The organism is Peterkaempfera griseoplana (assembly GCF_001418575.1).
In the GTDB taxonomy this organism is placed as follows: Bacteria; Actinomycetota; Actinomycetes; order Streptomycetales; family Streptomycetaceae; genus Peterkaempfera; species Peterkaempfera griseoplana.
Map to the genome: position 1 here is coordinate 15233 of NZ_LIQR01000199.1, position 19409 is coordinate 34641.

General features: G+C 72.1%; 17 protein-coding genes. 7 read left to right on the forward strand and 10 right to left on the reverse strand.

Annotated elements, in window-relative coordinates; genetic code table 11:
- Positions 1–683: 683 nt before the first annotated feature.
- The 3 genes from AOK09_RS16160 to AOK09_RS16170 are packed head-to-tail and all read right to left on the reverse strand — an operon-like array spanning position 684 to position 2798.
- A complete protein-coding gene (locus AOK09_RS16160) occupies positions 684–1544 on the reverse strand; it encodes an ABC transporter permease (protein ID WP_055587900.1) in 861 nt (286 codons plus the stop codon).
- Positions 1504–2346, reverse strand: a complete 843-nt coding sequence (locus tag AOK09_RS16165) for an ABC transporter ATP-binding protein (RefSeq protein ID WP_055587901.1) — start codon at positions 2344–2346, stop codon at positions 1504–1506. The genes AOK09_RS16160 and AOK09_RS16165 overlap by 41 nt, the downstream gene beginning before the upstream one ends.
- Positions 2343–2798: a MarR family winged helix-turn-helix transcriptional regulator gene (locus tag AOK09_RS16170; protein ID WP_055587902.1), complete on the reverse strand. Its 456-nt coding sequence runs from the start codon at positions 2796–2798 to the stop codon at positions 2343–2345. The genes AOK09_RS16165 and AOK09_RS16170 overlap by 4 nt, the downstream gene beginning before the upstream one ends.
- A gap of 585 nt (positions 2799–3383) precedes the next feature.
- Between AOK09_RS16170 and AOK09_RS16175 the strand changes: the two genes are divergently transcribed.
- The 4 genes from AOK09_RS16175 to AOK09_RS16190 all read left to right on the forward strand — a co-directional run bounded on the left by AOK09_RS16175 (position 3384) and on the right by AOK09_RS16190 (position 8452).
- On the forward strand, positions 3384–4580 hold the full coding sequence (locus tag AOK09_RS16175) for a S53 family peptidase (RefSeq protein WP_055587903.1): 1197 nt from the start codon (positions 3384–3386) through the stop codon (positions 4578–4580).
- A 449-nt stretch (positions 4581–5029) separates the two neighbouring features.
- Positions 5030–5374: a hypothetical protein gene (locus AOK09_RS16180; protein WP_055587904.1), complete on the forward strand. Its 345-nt coding sequence runs from the start codon at positions 5030–5032 to the stop codon at positions 5372–5374.
- A 902-nt stretch (positions 5375–6276) separates the two neighbouring features.
- The gene (locus AOK09_RS16185) at positions 6277–7287 is read left to right on the forward strand and encodes a glycoside hydrolase family 11 protein (protein ID WP_055587905.1); all 1011 of its coding nucleotides are present in this window, start codon (positions 6277–6279) and stop codon (positions 7285–7287) included.
- Between the two features lie 124 nt (positions 7288–7411).
- The gene (locus tag AOK09_RS16190; protein WP_055587906.1) at positions 7412–8452 is read left to right on the forward strand and encodes a polysaccharide deacetylase family protein; all 1041 of its coding nucleotides are present in this window, start codon (positions 7412–7414) and stop codon (positions 8450–8452) included.
- Between the two features lie 366 nt (positions 8453–8818).
- Here the strand turns inward: AOK09_RS16190 and AOK09_RS16195 are convergent, their stop codons facing one another.
- The 5 genes from AOK09_RS16195 to AOK09_RS16215 all read right to left on the reverse strand — a co-directional run bounded on the left by AOK09_RS16195 (position 8819) and on the right by AOK09_RS16215 (position 14403).
- Complete coding sequence (locus AOK09_RS16195; RefSeq protein ID WP_169797036.1) at positions 8819–10612, reverse strand: adenylyl cyclase; 1794 nt, start codon at positions 10610–10612, stop codon at positions 8819–8821.
- Between the two features lie 331 nt (positions 10613–10943).
- Positions 10944–11516, reverse strand: coding sequence for a YbhB/YbcL family Raf kinase inhibitor-like protein (locus tag AOK09_RS16200; protein ID WP_055587907.1), 573 nt, complete (start codon positions 11514–11516; stop codon positions 10944–10946).
- Positions 11513–12094, reverse strand: a complete 582-nt coding sequence (locus AOK09_RS16205; protein WP_055587908.1) for an isochorismatase family protein — start codon at positions 12092–12094, stop codon at positions 11513–11515. Before AOK09_RS16205 ends, AOK09_RS16200 begins: the two co-directional genes overlap by 4 nt.
- Before the next feature lie 75 nt (positions 12095–12169).
- Positions 12170–13933 carry an MFS transporter gene (locus tag AOK09_RS16210; protein ID WP_055587909.1) on the reverse strand — a complete coding sequence of 588 codons (1764 nt, stop codon included), beginning with the start codon at positions 13931–13933 and terminating at the stop codon, positions 12170–12172.
- 29 nt (positions 13934–13962) lie between these two features.
- Positions 13963–14403, reverse strand: a complete 441-nt coding sequence (locus tag AOK09_RS16215) for a MarR family winged helix-turn-helix transcriptional regulator (protein WP_055587910.1) — start codon at positions 14401–14403, stop codon at positions 13963–13965.
- A 227-nt stretch (positions 14404–14630) separates the two neighbouring features.
- Here AOK09_RS16215 and AOK09_RS16220 point away from each other — a divergent pair, with 227 nt between their 5' ends.
- Positions 14631–15449 carry an NAD(P)H-binding protein gene (locus tag AOK09_RS16220; RefSeq protein WP_055587911.1) on the forward strand — a complete coding sequence of 273 codons (819 nt, stop codon included), beginning with the start codon at positions 14631–14633 and terminating at the stop codon, positions 15447–15449.
- 124 nt (positions 15450–15573) lie between these two features.
- On the forward strand, positions 15574–15792 hold the full coding sequence (locus AOK09_RS16225) for a helix-turn-helix domain-containing protein (RefSeq protein ID WP_055587912.1): 219 nt from the start codon (positions 15574–15576) through the stop codon (positions 15790–15792).
- A 50-nt stretch (positions 15793–15842) separates the two neighbouring features.
- Here the strand turns inward: AOK09_RS16225 and AOK09_RS16230 are convergent, their stop codons facing one another.
- A complete protein-coding gene (locus AOK09_RS16230; RefSeq protein ID WP_055587913.1) occupies positions 15843–16676 on the reverse strand; it encodes an alpha/beta fold hydrolase in 834 nt (277 codons plus the stop codon).
- Between the two features lie 163 nt (positions 16677–16839).
- On the opposite strand from AOK09_RS16230, the gene AOK09_RS16235 reads away from it, so the two are divergent.
- The gene (locus tag AOK09_RS16235; RefSeq protein WP_055587914.1) at positions 16840–17703 is read left to right on the forward strand and encodes a helix-turn-helix transcriptional regulator; all 864 of its coding nucleotides are present in this window, start codon (positions 16840–16842) and stop codon (positions 17701–17703) included.
- 93 nt (positions 17704–17796) lie between these two features.
- Here AOK09_RS16235 and AOK09_RS16240 read toward each other — a convergent pair whose 3' ends face one another.
- A complete protein-coding gene (locus AOK09_RS16240) occupies positions 17797–19185 on the reverse strand; it encodes a DUF4190 domain-containing protein (protein ID WP_055587915.1) in 1389 nt (462 codons plus the stop codon).
- Positions 19186–19409 lie beyond the last annotated feature (224 nt).

The following is a 19409-nucleotide window of genomic DNA, read 5'->3' on the forward strand; positions in this document are numbered from 1 at the left end:
GTCATTTGCTTCTTCGCCGCCTCGCTGCGCACACGTGGTGATCACGGGTGGATACATGCTCCCTGGACGAAGCAACTATTCCGGCTCGTGCTCGGAAAACAGAGCGGGAGGGGGGCGCTTATTCGGCCGGGGGGCGCGGGAACGCCGAGGGCGCGCAGTCGGGGCCCAGGCGCGCCCCATGGCGGGACATCCGTCCGGCTGATGCGTCTTGGCGGTTCTGAGCTGCGGAAACGCGGCGTTCCGCGATCGAGGGCGAGTGCCGGCCCACCCACGGGGGCCGGGCGGCTGTCGCTGTTCCAAGTGGCGTGCGTACCGCTGCGGGCAGCCGGTATGCCACCGGCCCATATCCCTCCCGCCGCACTGTCGGCAGGTTATTGAATATGGTGATAGGACGTTTTCAGCGAAAGGGCGACCGGGGATTCGGGACGGGTGCGTCCACGCGCGGATATGCGCGGCACCCGATCCGGTGGTTTGTCCCCGGTTTCGGCCGTTGCGAAGTCCGGCGCGGGGTGGCGGCGCGCGAGGTCCGCTGATTTCCGGGTGCCCGTCGGCGGTGTGCGCGGGACATGCATGCGACGGCCGCACCCGGCAGTCCCCCGGGTGCGGCCGTCGTCGTTTGCTGTCTGGAGTTGTACGGGACCGGCACAGGAGGTGCGCGGGCCCGGAGCCGTCCCGGGCCCGGCTCAGCGGGCCAGGCGTCCCAGGAGGGCCGAGGCCGAGACGATCCCGAGGGCGGCGGCCAGGGCGAGCACGCCGAAGTCCGCCGCCAGGTGGGCATGGACGCCCAGCAGCAGGCCGCGCAGCGCGTCCACCTGGTAGCTCAACGGGTTGATCCTGCTGATCGCCCGCAGCCAGCCGGGCATCACCGCGACCGGGTAGAGGGCGTTGGAGCCGAAGAACAGCGGCATGGTGATGGCCTGCCCGATGCCCATCAGCCGGTCCCGGGTGAGCACCACACCGGCGATGGTCATGGAGAGGCAGGAGAAGAACGCCGAGCCCAGCACCACCACGGCCGCGACACCCAGCAGCCGCAGCGGGTTCCAGGTCAGCCCGACGCCCAACAGGGCGGCGATGACGATCACCACCACCGCCTGGATCACCGACTTCACCCCTGCGGCGAACGCCTTGCCGGTCACCAGGGCGGCCCTCGGCGTCGGGGTGACCAGCAGTTTGGTGAGGACGCCGGAGTCCCGCTCCCAGATGATCATGATCCCGTAGAAGATGGCGATGAACATCGCGGACTGGGCGATGATCCCCGGCGCCAGGTAGTCCAGGTACGGGATGCCGCCGGTGGGGATCGCCCGGATCCGGGTGAAGGTCTCGCCGAAGATCAGCAGCCACAGGGCGGGCTGCACCGCCCGGGTGTACAGCTCGGTCCGGTCGTGGCGCAGCTTCTGCAGCTCCACCACGCACATGGCGCCCACCCGGGCGGGTGCCTGCCGCCACCCCGGCCGGACCGGAGGGGCGGTGAACAGCAGCCGCGGTTCGGCCGCCGGGCGCGGCTCAGCCGACACGCGAGGCGGTGCGGCGGGTGCGTCGGACATCGCGGAAGTCCTCTCCTGCGGGCTTGTCGAGCCGGCTGCCGGCGAAGTGCCGGAAGACGTCCTCCAGGGTCGGCGGCGTGGCCGTGCCGCCGTCGGCGGGCAGCTGCGCCTTCAGCTCCGCCGGCGTGCCGAGCGCCCGGATCCGGCCCTGGTGCATCAGGCCGACCCGGTCGCAGTACTGGTCGGCCTCGTCCATGTAGTGCGTGGTGACCAGCACCGTCATGCCGGTGGCCGTGCGGATCTCGGTGATCCGGTCCCAGACCCCGGTACGGGCGATCGGGTCCAGGCCGATGGTGGGCTCGTCCAGGATCAGCAGCCTGGGGGCGCTCACCAGCGCCTGGGCCAGCTCCAGCCGCCGCACCATGCCGCCGGAGTAGGTGGCGGCCATCCGGTCGGCGGCGTCGGCGAGGTCCACCGCCTCCAGCGCCTGCGCCACCCGCTCGGCGCGCTCGGCGCGAGGGACGTCGAAGACCCGGGCGAAGAGCGCGACGTTCTCCCGCCCGGTCAGTCCCGAGTCGGCCGAGAGCTGCTGCGGCACATAGCCGAGCAGCCGCCGCACCGCCATCCGGTCACGGGCGACGTCCTGCCCGAAGACCCGGACCATTCCGGCCGGTACCGGCAGCAGGGTGGTGATGGCGCGGATCGCGGTGGTCTTGCCCGCGCCGTTGGGGCCGAGCAGTCCGAAGACCTCCCCGGCCCGCACGGACAGCTCCAGACCGTCGACGGCGCGGGTGTCGCCGAAGGAGTAGATCAGGCCGGTGCACCCGACCGCCTCCGCGGCCGGGTCGGACGGTGGGGTCATGGGGCTTCCGCCTCCTCGTGGAGTCCTTCGGCGATCCGGCGCAGGGCCGGCAGTGCGGCGGCGAGGGCGGCCCGGTCGTCGTCGGAGAGCCGGGCGAGCTGCTCGCCGACCAGGGCGGTTCTCCGGTCCTCCCAGGCGCGCAGCCGGGCGTCGGCGGCCGGGGTGGCGTGCAGCAGTGCGGCCCGGCGGTCCGCCGGGTCGGTCTCCCGTACCAGCAGCCCCGCCGCCACCAGCTGGTTGACCAGCGTGGAGACGGAGTTGTCGGCCAGCCGCAGCTCCCTGGCGGCGGCGGAGACCCGCAGCCCCGGGCTGTCCTGGACCAGGCGCAGCAGCTCCACCTGGGCGCCGCGCAGCCGGGTGCCGGGCAGCCCGTGCCGCAGGCGGCGGCGTACCAGGCGCTGGATGCCGGCCAGCAGTCCGGCCAGCTCGGCGGTGGGGTCGGTGGGGGACACTCCTTCAGATTAGCTCTTACTGAGAGGTATTTGAAGGCCTGACGCCGTGTGACGCCGACGGTGGGGGAGGACGAGACCTCGGTGCGACCGCGTGGGACGGGGGGCCGGTGTCCGCGTGCGCGCACCGGGCGGCTGCGGAGGGACATCGTCCCCCACCCGCCGGCGCGACCCGCCGCGGATGCCCGGGTGGGCGGCGCCCCGCGAGCCGGAATCGAGGGCTCCGGCGAACCTCCCCGCTCCCCGGTGCGTCCTGAAGGAAGGGAGATGCTCCGCAACGGCGGCAGGGGTGTGCGGCAAATCCACAGCAAAGGGTGGTTGTACGAACTGCCCGGCTTATCCGTCGTAATCCGTCACAACCCGCGCGGACGATTTGCCGGTGAGAACGGGCCAATCGGCGAATGTGCACCACAACTCGGCATCGGATGCCATCCGATCATATGGCGGGAAATTGCCGGGCGCCTGCGGGGAATTTTTCCTGCCGTTCACAGGAGCGCGCGATTCTTTAACAACCCATGGCTTTTGCCGTGAACGCGCCATCCGGCACTCTGGCGCAATCGCTTGATCTCACCCCTCAAGGAGCGTCATATGCGCCTGCGTTCAAGGCTTCTCGGCATGGCCACCGCAGCCCTGGCGGCGATCCCGCTAGCGCTGCTGGGCCCGGCCGTGGGAGCCTCCCAGGCCGCGGGGGCCAACCAGGCCACCGCGCACTCCTGTGCGACCGCCAAGCCCGGCTTCGCCGCCTGCAAGGCCCTGGTCCGCACGGACGTCGTGGCCGTGCAGAAGGCATCCCCCAACGCCACTCCCTCCGGCTACGGCCCCTCCAGCCTCCAGTCGGCCTACAACCTCCCGTCGGGCACCGCCGGCGCAGGACGCACCGTCGCCATCGTCGACGCCTACGACGCCCCCACCGCCGAAGCCGATCTCGCCGTCTACCGCAGCCAGTTCGGCCTCCCCGCCTGCACCACCGCCAACGGCTGCTTCAAGAAGATCGACCAGAACGGCGGCACGAGCTATCCGCGTGCCAACGGCGGCTGGGCCCAGGAGATCTCGCTGGACATCGACATGGTGTCGGCGATCTGCCCCAACTGCCACATTCTGCTGGTGGAGGCCAAGTCCAGTTCCTTCGCCAATCTGGGTGCCGCGGTGAATCGTGCGGCGGCCACGCCCGGCGTCGTCGCGATCAGCAACAGCTACGGCGGATCCGACGCGGCGGACTCCACTTACGGGTCGTACTACAACCACCCGGGAATTGCCGTCACCGCCAGTTCGGGTGACAGCGGCTACGGTGCGAGCTACCCCGCGTCCTCCCACTATGTGACCGCCGTCGGCGGCACCACCCTGAGCACCGCCTCCAACACCCGCGGCTGGACCGAGACCGCCTGGAGCGGTGCGGGCAGCGGCTGCTCCACCTACAACACCGCCCTCACCTCCGCGGCGTCCTTCAGCACCGGGTGCAGCAAGCGTGCCGAGGCCGACGTCTCCGCGGTCGCCAACCCGTCCACCGGCGTCGCCGTCTACGACAGCACCGCCTACCAGGGCCTGTCGGGCTGGATGGTCTTCGGCGGCACCAGCGTCGCCTCCCCCATCATCGCCTCGGTGTACGGCCTGGCCGGCAACACCGCCTCCATCGACAACAACTACCCCTACACCCACTCGTCCTCGCTGTGGGACGTCACCTCCGGCAGCAACGGCAGCTGCCCGACCTCGCAGTGGTGCAACGCCCGAGCCGGCTGGGACGGCCCCACCGGTCTGGGCACCCCCAACGGCATAGGCGCCTTCTGACGCCGGCCGCCGCCTCCAGGCACAACGGCGCCGGGCCGGAGACCCAGGTCTCCGGCCCGGCGCCGCGGCGTCCCCGGCGAGGGCGTGCCGGGTTCGACCGTACGGACGCGGGACGTTCCGGCCGTGCCCCGATCCCGGATCCGTCTCGCGGCCTGCGGCTCCCCGCAGACCGGCGCCGGGCTCACGGGCCCGCCACCGGGCACCGGTGGGCCCCGGCCGTCGCGGCTCGGCCGGTCATGACGCCGGGCCCCCGCGGGTGCGGTCACCAAGTCTCGATGCGGGCGTTCATACCGACCCCCGAGCCGGGCACACAGCCGGAGCAGGGGACGGCCGGCACGGTGGCGGCCGTCGCGCCCGCCGGCCGCGCCTTCGCGGCACACCGGCCCGGGGGCCGTGCGACCGGTGGGGAACCGCTCGACCGTATGCGCCGACGAAGCCAGGGAGGACAGGTGCACGAGGACGCGGACGAGGAGAACCTGCGGCTGGAACACGGCTGCGCCAGCGCCACACGCCAGTTGCGGGCCCATGTCGAGAAGCGTTACCCGGGCCCCGCCGCGGACGCCCGCCGGGAGGCCGAGTACCTGGCGCCGACCCGGCTGCGCTCCCGCTTCCCGGTGCCCGGGGTCGCCTCGGGACCAGGGGAGGAGATCCTCCGGACTGCCTGCGTCCCCGGCGTCCACGCCCAGGACGTGCTGACCCCGCGGAACGCCGACCGCGCCCTCGCCCTGTGCGGCCGGATGCTGCGGTGCCGGTCCCGGTCGGGCGCGGTCGGTGCCGTACCCCCGCGGGCGTGAGATCGGCCCCGGGGTGTCCGCACCCCCGGGGCCGACGTCGGCGGCCCACGCCCCGGACCGGCCAGGTGACGCCGCAGACACCTGGGTCGGGCCGGGGGCGGCAGCCGCCCACCCCCCGGCTGAGAGTCGGTCGGCCGACACCACCCGATCGCGCCGAACCGCCCTCATCTCCCTGCCGTGGGGGAGACCTGTCGCTGCTCCGGTTCATGGACTGCGGACCCGTCCGGGCGTGGTTCTCCTGCTGCTGCCCGCGCGGTCCCGCAGTGACACAAGCCATCAGAAAGTTTCGCCGAATTTGCGAACGGTCTCGCGGAACCGTAAGGCGGGGCTGACGCCCCGTCAAGGGATCCGGCGCGGCGCTTTGAGTCCTCCTGTCCCTATCGACCGGACAGGCCGAAACATTTCGCTGCTAATAGCAGGTTGGTGGGCCTTTAGTTTCGAAGAAGTTTCGGAAACGAGACTCATTGACTGACCTCTGACACCACTGCATACTCTCCAGCGATCGGAAACCTCTCCGTAACGAAGGCGACGCGTTACGGTCCCACCCCATCCCAACGCCGGACATGTCCCCCACGGACGTGCCCGGAGACCGGAAGCTGAGGTTGCAGTGATCGTGAAGGCCCTGCACACCCGAAGCTCGTTCGCCTTCGGCAGGGGAAAGCCGCTGTCACACACGTGACATCGGCGGTCCCGAACCAGAGCGGATCCAGGTGCTGTCGCATCGACAGCCCCGAACCGGCGCGGAGCCGGCCGATCCGGGCGAGGACCGATCGGGGCAACCGCTGAGGTCCGCTCCCTCTCCGCACTGTGGTCCCCTCACTGCGGCCACTCCCTCATGAGGCCGCCGGGCTGTGTTGTGCTGCCCGGCGTTCCACCTGCCCTCACCAGGAGGACGTACGTCGATGAACTCCCCCCTCACCCGCTCGAGGCTGCTCATCCGTGGCCGCCTCAGGTGGATCCTCGCGATGGTCGCGGCCGTGCTGCTGATCCCGGCCACCGCGCACGCGGACACCACGGTCAACACCAACCAGACCGGCACCAACAACGGGTACTACTACTCGTTCTGGAGCCAGAACACCGGTCAGGCCTCCATGACCATGGGATCCGGCGGCCAGTACAGCACCACGTACAACAACGTGGCGAACTTCGTGGCCGGCAAGGGCTGGAGCACCGGTAACCGCAACCCGGTGACCTACTCCGGAACCTGGACCACCAACGGCAACTCGTACCTGTCGCTGTACGGCTGGACCACCAACCCGCTGGTCGAGTACTACATCGTCGACAACTACGGCTCCTACAAGCCGACCGGCACCTACAAGGGCACCGTCACCACTGACGGCGGCACCTACGACATCTACGAGACCCAGCGCGTCAACGCGCCCTCCATCGAGGGCGACAGCTCCACGTTCAACCAGTACTGGAGCGTTCGGCAGTCCAAGCGGACCGGCGGCACCATCACCGTCGGCAACCACTTCGACGCGTGGGCGAAGTACGGCATGAACCTCGGCACCATGAACTACGAGATCCTGGCCACCGAGGGTTACCAGAGCAGCGGCAGCTCCAACATCACCGTGGGCTCCTCCTCCGGGGGCGGTACGACCGGTGGCACCACGGGCGGCACCACCGGCGGGACCACCGGCGGTGGCGGCAGCTGCACCGCGACCCTCTCCGCCGGTGACACATGGAGCGACCGGTACAACCTGAACGTCTCGGTGACCGGGTCCAGCACCTGGACCGTGACCATGAAGGTCCCGTCGCCGGAGAAGGTCCTGTCCACCTGGAACATCAACGCCAGCTACCCGGATGCGCAGACCCTGGTCGCCAAGCCCAACGGCAGCGGCAACAACTGGGGCGCCACCATCCAGACCAACGGCACCTGGACCTGGCCGACGGTCACCTGCAGCCCGAGCTGATCCACCGCACCACCCAGCATGCCTCGGGGGGCCGGGGCTCCGCACTGAGCCCCGGTCCTCCGGGACGCTCGTCCGATCGACGCCGTCCGACCAACGGTCGCCTGTACGAGGAGGACCCACCCGCATGCGAACCACATCCCTTCCGTCGATACGCACACTGGTCGCGGGGCTGGCAGTCGCCGTGATGGCACTGGCCGGCACCCTGACCCTGGACGCGGCGCCGTCGCACGCCGCCACCTGCAACGGATACGTCGGAATCACCTTCGACGACGGACCTTCCAACGACCACACCCCGGCTCTGCTCAACGCGCTCAAGCAGAACGGACTGCGGGCCACCCTCTTCAACGAGGGCCAGTACGCGGCCGCCTACCCGGCACAGGTGCAGGCGGAGGTGAACGCGGGCATGTGGGTCGGCAACCACAGCTACACCCACCCCCACCTGATCCAGGAGAGCCAGGCGCAGATCGACTCCGAGGTCTCCCGCACCCAGCAGGCCATCTCCAGCGCCGGCGGCGGCACGCCGAAGCTCTTCCGGCCGCCGTACGGTGAGACCAACTCGACCCTGCAGTCGGTGGAGGCCAAGTACGGTCTGACCCAGGTCATCTGGGATGTGGACTCGCAGGACTGGAACGGCGCCAGCACGGACGCGATCGTGCAGGCCAACGCCCGGCTCACCAACGGGCAGATCATCCTGATGCACGAGTGGCCCGCCAACACCCTCGCCGCCATCCCGCGCATCGCGCAGGGGCTGGCCGGCCGCGGCCTGTGCGCGGGCATGATCTCGCCGCAGACCGGCCGTGCCGTCGCTCCCACCGACGGGTCCACCACCGGTGGCACCACTGGCGGGACGACGGGCGGGACGACCGGTGGCACCACGGGCGGGACGACCGGTGGCGGCGGGAGCTGCACGGCGACGCTGTCGGCGGGTCAGTCGTGGAGTGACCGGTACAACCTGAACGTCTCGGTGACCGGCTCCAGCAGCTGGACGGTGACCATGAAGGTCCCCTCGCCGGAGAAGGTCCTCTCCACCTGGAACATCAACGCCAGCTACCCGGATGCGCAGACCCTGGTCGCCAAGCCCAACGGCAGCGGCAACAACTGGGGTGTCACCATCCAGACCAACGGCACCTGGACCTGGCCCACGGTCAGCTGCAGCACCGGCTGACCCACCGCACGCCCGAACCCCCACATCCGTGGCGCGGCGGCCCACCCCCGCCGCGCCGCACCGCTGTCCCCGACAGGGGCCGAGCCGGTCCGTCCGGCGCGGACGGGGACGCCGGTCCGCAGGCCGGCCGCCCCGGCGGACGGAACGCCGTCGGGCGGGGTGCCCCAGGGCACCCCGCCCGGTCACGGGGGCCGGACGGCAGCACGCTCAGACCGGCCGGTCCTGCTGCGCACCGGCCGGGGCCTCCCCGGCGGCCTGCCGCGCCCACCGGCCGGACCTGTGGACCGCGCGTCCAGAAGGTCCTCCGGCCGGCGGGCGCGACCCGGCCGGCCGGGGAGGCCGGTCCCGGTCGGCGCGTCCGGCCGGTCAGACGGCGGCCGCGCCGTTGCTGTAGCCCTTCATGCTGTAGGTGCCGAAGCCGTTCTGCACGGGGTCGCCGCTGTCGTTGATGCAGTGCAGGATGCCGCCGCCGCCCGCGCCGTTGAGGCAGACGGTCATCAGGTCGGTGAAGACCACGCCCGGGGTGTCGGGGACCTCGTACGCCCGGTCGGTGTAGATGTCGGCCTCGAGGTTGAAGAAGCAGTAGCTGCCCAGGCCCCAGGCGTGGTGGTCGGTGACCGAGTCGGCGACCTTGTAGGCGGCGTAGCCGTTGGTGGTGCCGTGCACCCAGGCGGCCTGGGTGGGGACGTCGTAGGGGTGCTCGTTCTGGAAGAAGTAGGTGCGGCCGTGGTTGCCGTTCCAGAGCACCTCGTACTTCTGGTAGTGCTCGACGAAGAGGCCGTAGACGGTGACCCGGTCGCCGTTGACCAGGAAGCCGGTGTCGGCGGGGTTGACCGCCCAGCCGACGCTGCCGTCGTTGCCGTGGTCGGCACGCCAGGCCCAGATGTGGTCGACGATCACGTCGTTGCTGTCGATCTGGACGCTGACCGCGGCGCCGCCGGGCACGGCACCGCCGATCCGGACGAAGACGTCGAAGAGCGCGGTGGGCTGCTCGGCGTGGTTCTTGCGGCTGCGGCCGTCGCCGACGCGCAGCAGGACGCCGGAGCCGGCGGAGGCGGCCTCCAGGAGCACACCGGCGATGGAGACGTCGCCGACGTCGGCGACCTCGATCAGCGAGTTGCCGTGGGTGGCCTGGAGGGTGGCCAGGCCCAGGCCGAGGACGACGGTGCCGGGGCGGGACACCTGCAGCGGGGAGGAGAGCCGGTAGACGCCGGGGGTGAGCAGCAGGTGCCGGCCCTGGGCGAGGGCGCGGTTGATGGTCTCGGCGGTGTCCCCGGGCCGGGCCACATGGAAGCGGGAGAGCGCGATGCCGTGTCCGGCGGCCTTGCCGGACGCCCAGGTGGTGCCGGTGGAGTCACGGCGCAGGGCGGGCACGAACACCTGGTACGAGCCGTGGGCGTCCACGGTGAGGAACGGCTTCTCCCGGACGGCGGGGGTGCGGTCGACCGTGGTCATGGGAGGGGTGGGGAAGCTCTGGGCGGGAGCGCCCTGGACGCCGACGAAGACCATGTTCCAGTTGGCGCCGGTCCAGCTGCCGAAGGTGTCGTTGCGGGAGAGCCACTGCTGCTGCGAACCGGACTCGACCTGGCCGTCCACCACGCTGTCGGCCAGGAACCCGCCGCTGGACCAGCGGTTGCCGGGCGGGCTGGGCCACAGGGTCATGTTGCCCTTGACGTGGGTGCGGCGCATCGGCGCCGCCTGGGAGACCGCCCAGCGCTCCAGGCCGTCCGGCGGGACTATGCAGAGGTTCTCGGCGGCACGCCAGAAGTTCTGGGTGCCGTTGCCGCCGAACCACTGGGCGTCCACCGTGACATGCCCGTTGATCACGACGTCGTCGGGGCTGTCGCCGAGCCCGAGCACATGGGTGTAGAAGCCGACGTTGATGTCGACGTTGTAGCTGCCCGGCATGAAGGCCAGGGCGTACCGCTCGGTCCCGAACTGGTTGGACTGCTGAACGTTGAACACGGCGTCGACCTGGGCCTGGATCGCCGCGTCGCCCATGGAGGGGTCGAAGACGAGGACGTTGGGGCCCAGGTCCGTGTCTCGGCAGGGGGCTGACGACGCGGAGGCTGCCCCGGTGGAGAGGGTGCCGACCAGTGGCAGTGCGGCGGCGACCGCGGCGCCGCGGAGCACGGTGCGACGGCTGGGGATCACGGACATGACTCTCCCTGGCGTGGTGGGGTGGAGAGGGGTGACGCTGGTCCTCTGGTGCAAGAGAGCGCTCTCGCGGGGGAAGTGAAGCACTGGGGCTGTACGGCGTCAATAGCCTGTAGACAGGGGAGCTTTCGCTGCTCCGCTGTGTTCAACTGGTGAAGATGCGACGTCAGGCCGCCTGTGGTGAAGGTGTCGTCGGGGAATGTCCCGGATCGCACCGGCCTGGCGGTGGCGGCCCTCCTGCGGGGACGCCTGCGCCCGGGATGGTCCGTCCTCCGACCGGCCGGAGGACGGACCATCCCGGGCGCGCTGTCCGTGCGGGCCGCCCGGCCCGGGCTCAGCGTTCGTAGGTGCCGGTCAGCCGCCCCCGGCCGAGGACGGGAGCGGCGACGCCGGCCAGCAGGGCGCGGGGCCGCAGCCGGTCCACCGCCGCGGCGCCGGTGGAGCCGTCCAGCGGCGCTGCCAGGGCGAAGAGTTGGAAGACGTAGCGGTGCGGCCCATGGCCCCTGATGGGCGCCGGACCGTGGTAGCCGCGACCGATGGTGGCACGGAGCACCCGCACCCCGGCGGCGGGCTGCCTCGCATCGAGGGCGCCGGCGTCGAGGTGGCCGGACGCCGGGTCGATCAGCGCGACGCAGTGCACGGCGGGCCTGTTCAGGGGGACGTCCGGATCCTCGACGACCAGGAGGAGCTGGGCGGTCCCGGGCGGCGGAGCCGACCAGGCCAGCCGGGGGGAGAGGTTGTCGCCGCCGATGACCCCGGCGCAGTGCTTCAGCGGCAGGGGGCCGCCGTCGGCGAAGTCCCCGCTGGTGAGCGCCAGCAGTTCGGGTCCCTGCAGCTGGGGCAGTCGCCACGCCGTGCGGCCCTCTCCGGCCCTGCGGTTCCTCAGAAGTCGGCCGAGCAGGGTCATCGGGTCGCCTCCACCCGGGTCGCCTCCACCATGGCGATGACCTCGGCGGTGGTGGCGGTCTCGCCGAGCTTGGGGAAGATGCGCCGGACGCTGTGGCGGTGCGCCTCGGCATCGGGGTCGGTCATGGCGTCGGTGGCCAGCACCACGTGGTAGCCGTGGTCGGAGGCCGAGCGTGCGGTGGACTCGACGCCGGAACTGGTCGAGATCCCGGCGAGCACGACCTGGGTGACGCCCAGGTCCCGCAGCAGGGTGTCGAGTCCCGTGTCGTGGAAGGCGCTGCGCCGCCGCTTGGTGATCAGGTGGTCGGTCGGCTGTACGTCCAGTTCGTCGACGAGGTCGGCCCAGCCGGCGGGCGGTGCGTCACCGCGGCCGGACCGTGCGGACTCGGTACGCCCCGGCGCGCGTCCGGTGACGTTGACCAGGACCACGGGCAGGCGGTGCCGCCGGAACCGGGCGGCCAGCCGGGCCGCCTGCCCGACGGCACCGGCGACGGGACCGCCGGTGAGGGCCCGGACGATGCCCTTCTGCAGGTCGATCACGACGAGCGCGGACACGGGGTCGATCGTTGTCAGTGCCATGGTGGCGGTTGTCTCTCCTCGGAGGTGGTCGGGAGGCCCGTTCGGCCTTCCGGCGGGGCAGGCGGTGGGCCGGTCTCAGCCGCTGGTGCACCTGTCCTGTCGCGTGTGACGGTCACCGGTGGCCGCCTCCTGTCGTCCCGGGTGGGCGGTGGCGGGGCTGTCGCCGCGCAGCAGGGAGGCGATCGCGGCGAGCAGGGCGAGGGCGGCGCCGAAGGCGAACACGATGACCAGCCCGGAGTGGAAGGGCCCGGAGATCAGGGCCGGGAAGAACTCCCGTCCGGTCAGGGCCTGTTGCTGCGCCGCCGTCAGGTGGGTCAGGGCGCCGCTGGGCCGGAGCAGGTGCTCGATCGGGTTGACGCCCAGTTGGGCGGCGAACAGGGAGGCGACCGGGGGCAGGCTGCCGACCTGGGCGGCGACCGGGGCCGGTACGCCCTGCTGCTGCAGGCCGGCGGCGAGGGAGTGCGGGAGGCTGCCGGCCAGTCCGGCGATCATGAGGGAGAAGAAGACGCCGATGGAGACGGCGGTGCCGGAGTTCTGGAAGGTGGCACGCATGCCGGAGGCGACACCGCGCAGCTGCGCGGGCACACTGCCCATGATCGACGAGGAGTTGGGGGAGGCGAACATGCCGCTGGCGATCCCGTTGAGCGCGATCAGCACCGCGAAGGCCCAGTAGGCGAAGTCGAGGGGGAGGAGCATCAGGCCCAGGAAGCTGGCGCCGAACAGCAGCGCGCCGCCGGTGGACAGGCCCCGGTGGCCGAGCCGGTCGGACAGGTACCCGGAGACAGGCCCGGCGGCGAGGAATCCGGCGGTCAGCGGCAGCATGAAGATTCCGGCCCACAGCGGGGTGTCGCCGAAGTCGTAGCCGTGCAGGGGAAGCCAGATGCCCTGCAGCCAGATGATCAGTACGAACTGCATCCCGCCACGGCCGATCGAGATGGCCAGGCCCGCCAGGTTGCCGAAGGTGAAGGCCCGCAGACGGAAGAGGGTCAGCTGGATCATCGGCGCACCGACGCGGTTCTCGATGGCGACGAACGCCGCCAGCAGGGCGAGTCCTCCCGCGATCAGCCCGTCGACCAGCGGGTTGGCCCAGCCCATGGTGTGCCCGCCGTAGGGCTGGAGGCCGAAGGTGACCGCCATCAGGACCGCGCTCAGGCCCACCGCGAAGGTGATGTTGCCCCACCAGTCGACCCGGCCGCCGCCCCGCCTGCCGGTCTCACGGAGGGTGCGGTACGCCCAGAGCGTGAAGAACACCCCCACGGGCACGTTCACCCAGAACACCGCCCGCCAGTCCCAGGCGGACAGCAGACCGCCCGCGACCAGACCGATGAACATCCCGGCCAGGCCGGCCACCTGGTTGATGCCCAGGGCGAAGCCGCGCTGCTCGGCGGGGAAGGCGTCGGTCAGGATGGCGGCCGAGTTGGCGGTCAGCATCGAGCCGCCGACGGCCTGCACCACCCGCCAGGCGATCAGCCACATCGCCCCACGGCCGCCGTCGAAGGGGTCGAAGGACAGCAGGACGGAGGCGAAGGTGAAGACCGCGAACCCGGAGTTGTAGATCCGGACCCGGCCGTACATGTCGCCCAGGCGGCCCACCGTGACCACCAGGACGGCCTGGACCAGCCGGTACCCCATGATCATCCACAGCAGGTAGGCGATGTTGCCCGGCGCCAACGGGTCCAGGTGCACACCGCGGAAGATCGCCGGCAGGGCGATCAGCACGATGGAGCCGTCCAGCGCGGACATGAAGACCGCGGCGGTGGTGTTGGTCAGGGCGGTCCACTTGTACCGGTCGTCACCGGGTGCGGGGTGCGGGGCGCGCGTCGTGGGGGGAGCCGTCATAGGCCTTTGTCTCCATGGTTCCGTCGGCGTCAGATGTTCTGCGCCAGCCGCTCCAGCAGCGGTGCGGCCGCCGCGAGCTGCTCCAGCTCCGCCGGGGTGAAGGTGCCGCTGGTCAGGGCCCTGGCGAGGAGTTCGGCCCGTGCGTTGCGCTTGTCCTTCAGCGCCCGCCGTCCGGCGGGGGTCACCGTAAGCACCACGCGTCTGCCGTCGTCCGGGTCCGGCCGCCGTTCGACCAGGCCGCGGGCGCGCAGTGCGCCGAGCGTCGCCCCCATGGCCTGTGCGGTGATCTGCACCTCCCTGGCGAGCGCCGAGGAGGTGGTGGGGCCCGAGCGTTCCAGCTGTGACAGTGCGGTCCGCTCGGGCATCGTGAGTCCGCCGTCGACCGGCGCCTGGCGCACCCGTCGCACCAGCAGGCTGAGGCTTGACAGCAGCGCTGAGGCGACCGCCTCGGGGTCCGGTTCCTCGGTCATATTGCTAAGGCTACTTTATCAACCTGCCTTAGTAAATCGCCCTTTCTCGGGAGCTCCGGCGGAGGGTGCCCCGGGCGGCCGCGACTGTGATCCCGGTCACTGAACCCCCACTTTCCCCTGGGTGCCTATCGGCCCGGCGGCGATAGCTTCGCTGAGTCCGCACAAGGGACTTGAAACGCCGGAACACCGGACGCCGGAGCATCCGACGTCGGAACAGGGGAACGAAGATGATCGCGGTGACGGGAGCTACCGGAAACGTCGGGCGACCGCTGGTGCGGGCGCTCGCCGAGGCGGGCGAGCAGGTGACGGCCGTGTCGCGCAAGGCGGCGGAGGTGCCGACCGGAGTCCGGTCCCAACAGGCCGATCTGACGGAGCCGGAGAGCCTGCGGCCCGCCCTGCGGGGGGCGTCGGCGCTGTTCCTGCTGACACCCCCCGACGTCATGGCGCGCGGCGGCATCGGTGCGGTGATGGACGTCGTGCGCGAGGCGGGTGTCCGCCGGGTCGTGCTGCTGTCCTCCCAGGGTGTGGGCACCAGCCGGCACCCGTCGGATCTGGAGGACGCCGTCCGGCGGTCGGGACTGGACTGGACGATGCTGCGGCCCGGCGCCTTCGACTCCAACGCACTCCAGTGGGCCGATGCGATCCGCACCCGGCGGACGGTGGAGGCGCCGTTCGGCGACGTCGCGCTGCCGGCCGTGGACCCGGCGGACATCGCCGCCGTCGCCGCCGTCGCCCTGCGTGAGCGCGGCCACGAGGGCGGCGTCTACACGCTGACCGGCCCCGAGCCGGTCTCTCCCCGGCGGCAGGCGGCAGCGATCGGGGACGCCCTGGGGGAGCCGGTGCGGTTCGTGGAGCTGACCCGCGCCGAGGCGCGGGACCGGATGCTGGGCTACATGCCCGAGCCGGTGGTGGAGGCCACCCTGGACGTCCTCGGCGTACCCTCCGCCGACGAGCAGCGGGTCAGCCCCGATGTCGAACGGCTCCTCGGCCGCCCGCCGCGGACCTTCGCCGACTGGGCGGCGCGGAGCGTCGCAGCGTTCAAGTGAACCGTCGGCCCGGGGGCGGCTGGATTCAGCCGCCCCACCGGGCTCCGTGGGCCGCTGTCCGGTGTCGTCCCCCTTGTGACAACGGGGGGTTGACGTGACAACCGGGGGTTGTCATAGTGGGGCCATGGCGGAGACCAAGGACCTCTCGATGCACCAGCCGGCTTTCGACCGCCTCCGGGAGGTACGTGAGCAGGCAGTCCAGCACGCGCGCCTGGCAAGGCAGTTCGCAGCAGAACGCCGCGAGCTGATGCAGGCCCTCATCGACCAGGGCGTGTCGCAGGCGGACATCGCCCGGGAGCTGGGAGTGACACGCCAGGCCATCCAGAAGATGCTGGCCTGCTAGAGACCCGGCCACCGCGGCGAAGGCCCGCCGCCTCCCGGCCGGGTGCCCGGTCAGCGCCGTGAACCGTGCGCGACGCGGCTCTGCTCTCCGATCACCTGGTGAAGCCGCTCCGCGGTCGCACGGGGACGGAAGACATATCCGTTGTGCCCGCCCGGGAACGTCCGGCAGGCGGTCCCCAGCTCCTCGGAGAGCAGCCTGGCGCACCTGTGCGGCCAGGTGTGACCCGAGTTCTCACTGGCACCGGGCACGATGCGGACGGGGGAGTTCCTGAGCGCGTCCAGATCGAGGACGTGCTCCCGCAACGCCGGCGTGTCGTACGTGAGGAAGTACTCCTGGTTCGCCCGCTGCTCCGGACCCGGGACACGCAGCTCGACATCGGGCTCGCGGTCTGTCGGGTCGATGTCGGCGAACTCCCTGAACCTGTCCAGCGCGGAGGAGACACCCTCCGTCCTGAACGCCTCCACGACCCCCCGCAGATCCCCGACGGCGACGGTGCGCTGCGGCTCGGGCAGCAGCTGGGTGACGGGCGGTTCGTGCGCCACGACCAGGCCGAGCTGCCCGGGGTGCCGGACGGCGACCTCCAGGGCGATCAGGGCTCCGAGGCTGGAGCCGTAGACGAGGGCGGGTCCGGTGGTGAGGGCGGAGAGCAGCCGGGATGCGTCGTCGGCGTGGGTGGCCAGCGTCAGCCCGGGGGTGTCGGTGGTGCTGCCCGACAGGCCGCGGCGGTCGTAGGTGACGACCGTGTACCTGTCGGAGAGGTGAGTGGCGAGAGCGCGGTTCACGGAGGCGTCCCCATGGCCTCCGGCGATGAGCAGCAGCAGCGGGCCCGAGCCGCGCACGAAGTGACGCAGCCGCGCGCCGGGTACGTCCAGTACGGATTCCATGGTGAAACCGCCTTCGTCCCTGAGAGAGGAGTTCGTCGTCCGGCGGCCCCCGGTGGGCCGCACCCCGACTATGCCGTCGCCACGGAGGCGGCAGGAGTGGAGCGCTCTTCCCAGGATCGGCGGTCCCAGGATGCGTCCGGCGAACCGGGCTACCGTTGCGGGCATGGAGATGCACCGCGGCGACCTCGCAGACTTCCTGCGCCGGTCCCGGGAACGGCTGACCCCACGGGACGTCAGACTGCCCGAGGGGCCGAGGCGGCGCACGCCGGGGCTGCGCCGTGAGGAGGTCGCCGCGCTCGCCGGGATGTCGACCGACTACTACATGCGGCTGGAGCAGGCCAGGAGCCCGCAGCCCTCGGTCCAGATGCTGGCGGCGCTGACGCGCGCGCTGCGGCTGACCGCCGACGAGCGGGACCATCTGTACCTGCTCGCCGGGCACCGCCCGCCGGAGGGAGCGCGGGCCGGGGAGTACCTGCGGCCGGGCATGCTCTACCTCCTCGACCAGCTGGACGGCGTCCCGGTCCAGGTCCTGGGCGATCTGGGCGACCTGCTGGCGCAGAACGACATGGCGCTGGCCCTGTTCGGGTGCGTGTGCACGGTGGCCCGCGAGGACCGCAACGTCGTGGTGCGCTGGTTCACCGAGCCGGACGTACGGAGCCACATCCCGGCCGAGGACCACGAGGGGCGCGCCCGGCAGCTGGTCGCCGACCTGCGGGCCGCGGTGGCCCGCAGGGGTGACGATGCGTCATCCCGCGCGCTCGTCACACGGCTGCGCGCGGCGAGCGCCGAGTTCGCGGTGCTCTGGGACCGGCACGAGGTCGCGGTGCGCAGGTCGCATCCCTACCGGGTGATCCATCCCGAACTCGGCAGGATCGAGTTCGACTGCGAGGTGCTGGCGACGCCCGCGGCGGACCAGCGGCTCCTGGTCTTCACCCCGCCGCCCGGCGGTACCGGCGCGCTGGAGATGCTGCGCGTACTCGGCCCGCAGCACCGGTGCGGCACCGCCGCGCCGGGTGTCCGTCAGTAGGAACCGCCGGGACCGCCTGGGCTCCTGGGCGTTCGGCCGCCCGCTCGCCCCGCGAGGGGCGCCCGGGTCGGGCGCCCCTCGCGGGGCGGGTGGTCAGACCGCCTGGCCCGACGTCCCGCCGCCGCCCCCGCTGTCCACCGTGTCCCCGGTGGCGAGACCGAGGACGGCGCGGGCCTTCCTCGCCTGCTCGTAGCCGTCGTGCACGGAGGCCCTGGCCAGGGCCAGCCGCTCGGAGCCGACGTCCCGGGCGGCTGCGGCCTGCCGCCAGTAGGGGATGGACCTGCGGATCTCGCGGACCAGGTCGGCGATCGGCTTCCGTGCCTGCGCAGGCCAGTCCCCGGCTTCGAGCTGCTGCGCCTCCAGCTCCGTGGCGTCCGCGACCTGGGCCGCCCAGACGCGGTAGGCGTGCAGGGCCTGCCCGGGATCCTCCTTCGGCTCCCGGCCGAGGGCGTCGTTGTGGTCCCGGGTGCAGTCCAGGTAGTCGAGCTGAGCGCCGTTCAGGTCGGTGTAGTCACGCCGGACGGAGCCGGTCCGCTTTCCCTTGCTGTCCACGAAGACGCAGAGGGCGTGCGGGTCCTTCGCCCACTGGGTGGCGCTCGGATAGTAGTAGTACATCTGCAGGGTGGCCGGGTGGGCCCAGCTGTCCATGATGTACCGGTCGACGAGGTCCCGACAGCCCTGCTCGGACTGGTCCTGGGCTGATTGGGCCCCCGGGTAGAAGCCGGAGGTGCCGTCGATCCGCGCCTGGCCGAACGCCTCCTCCTCATGCGGCTCGCCGCACGGCAGGACGGTCACATAGCGCACCCGGTCATGCAGGGGAGCCTCGAAGCAGTCGCCGGTCCGCACGCTGAACACGGAGGTCGTACCAGGCGGCAGCCCGTCGGCGCTGGGCAGGCCCGGGTGGGAGACGACGGCGGCGACGATCAGGGTGATCCAGGCCAGGGCCCAGACGGCGGACAGGACCAGGCCGGTGCGGGCCAGCCCCCGGCCCCGCTGTCCGGTACGCCGGATCTGCCCCAGCGCGGTGATGCCGAACCCGGCCGACAACGGCACCAGGCAGGTGAAGCCGAGGACCAGTGAGGCGACGGCGAACCCGTTGACGCCCGGCGGTGGCGCGAGCTGCGGCCAGCCCGCCGGCCCGCCGTAGGGCCACGGTGGGCCGGGGGGCAGCGACTGCGGGCCGCTGCCGACAGGGGTGGTTGGCCAGGCCGTGGCCGTGCCCGGGCCGGGGGGCGCCCACGGGTCGAACGGCTGCGCGGCACCGGGCGTCCCGGCCGGCGCAGCGTGGGCTCCCGGCGGGGCGGCGGCCGCCTCGGCGGGCCCCGCTGCGGACGCCGGGCCGGACGCCGCGCCGGTGGCGTCGTGCCGCTGCGTCGCGGGGGCGTCCGGCCCTGGGGCGGTCGGGCGGGGAACGGGCGCCGCGGGGCCGGCGGACCCGGCAGTGCCCAGCGGCGGCTGCACCGCGCCGGTCTCCTCCGGCACCCGGGGTTCAGGCCCGGACGGCTCCGGCGCGGAAGCACCCGGCCCGGACGCGTCCGGCGCGGAGGCGCCCGACGCGGGATCGCCCGACGGGGGTGCGCCTGGTCCGGGGGCGCTGGGCGGGGGTGTCGGCATGCGGTCGGGCTCCGGTCTCGTTCGGGTGTTCGGCAGCGGCTGCGAGACTCTAGCCGACCGTGATCACTTCTGTCGTGGCACATCCGCACGTG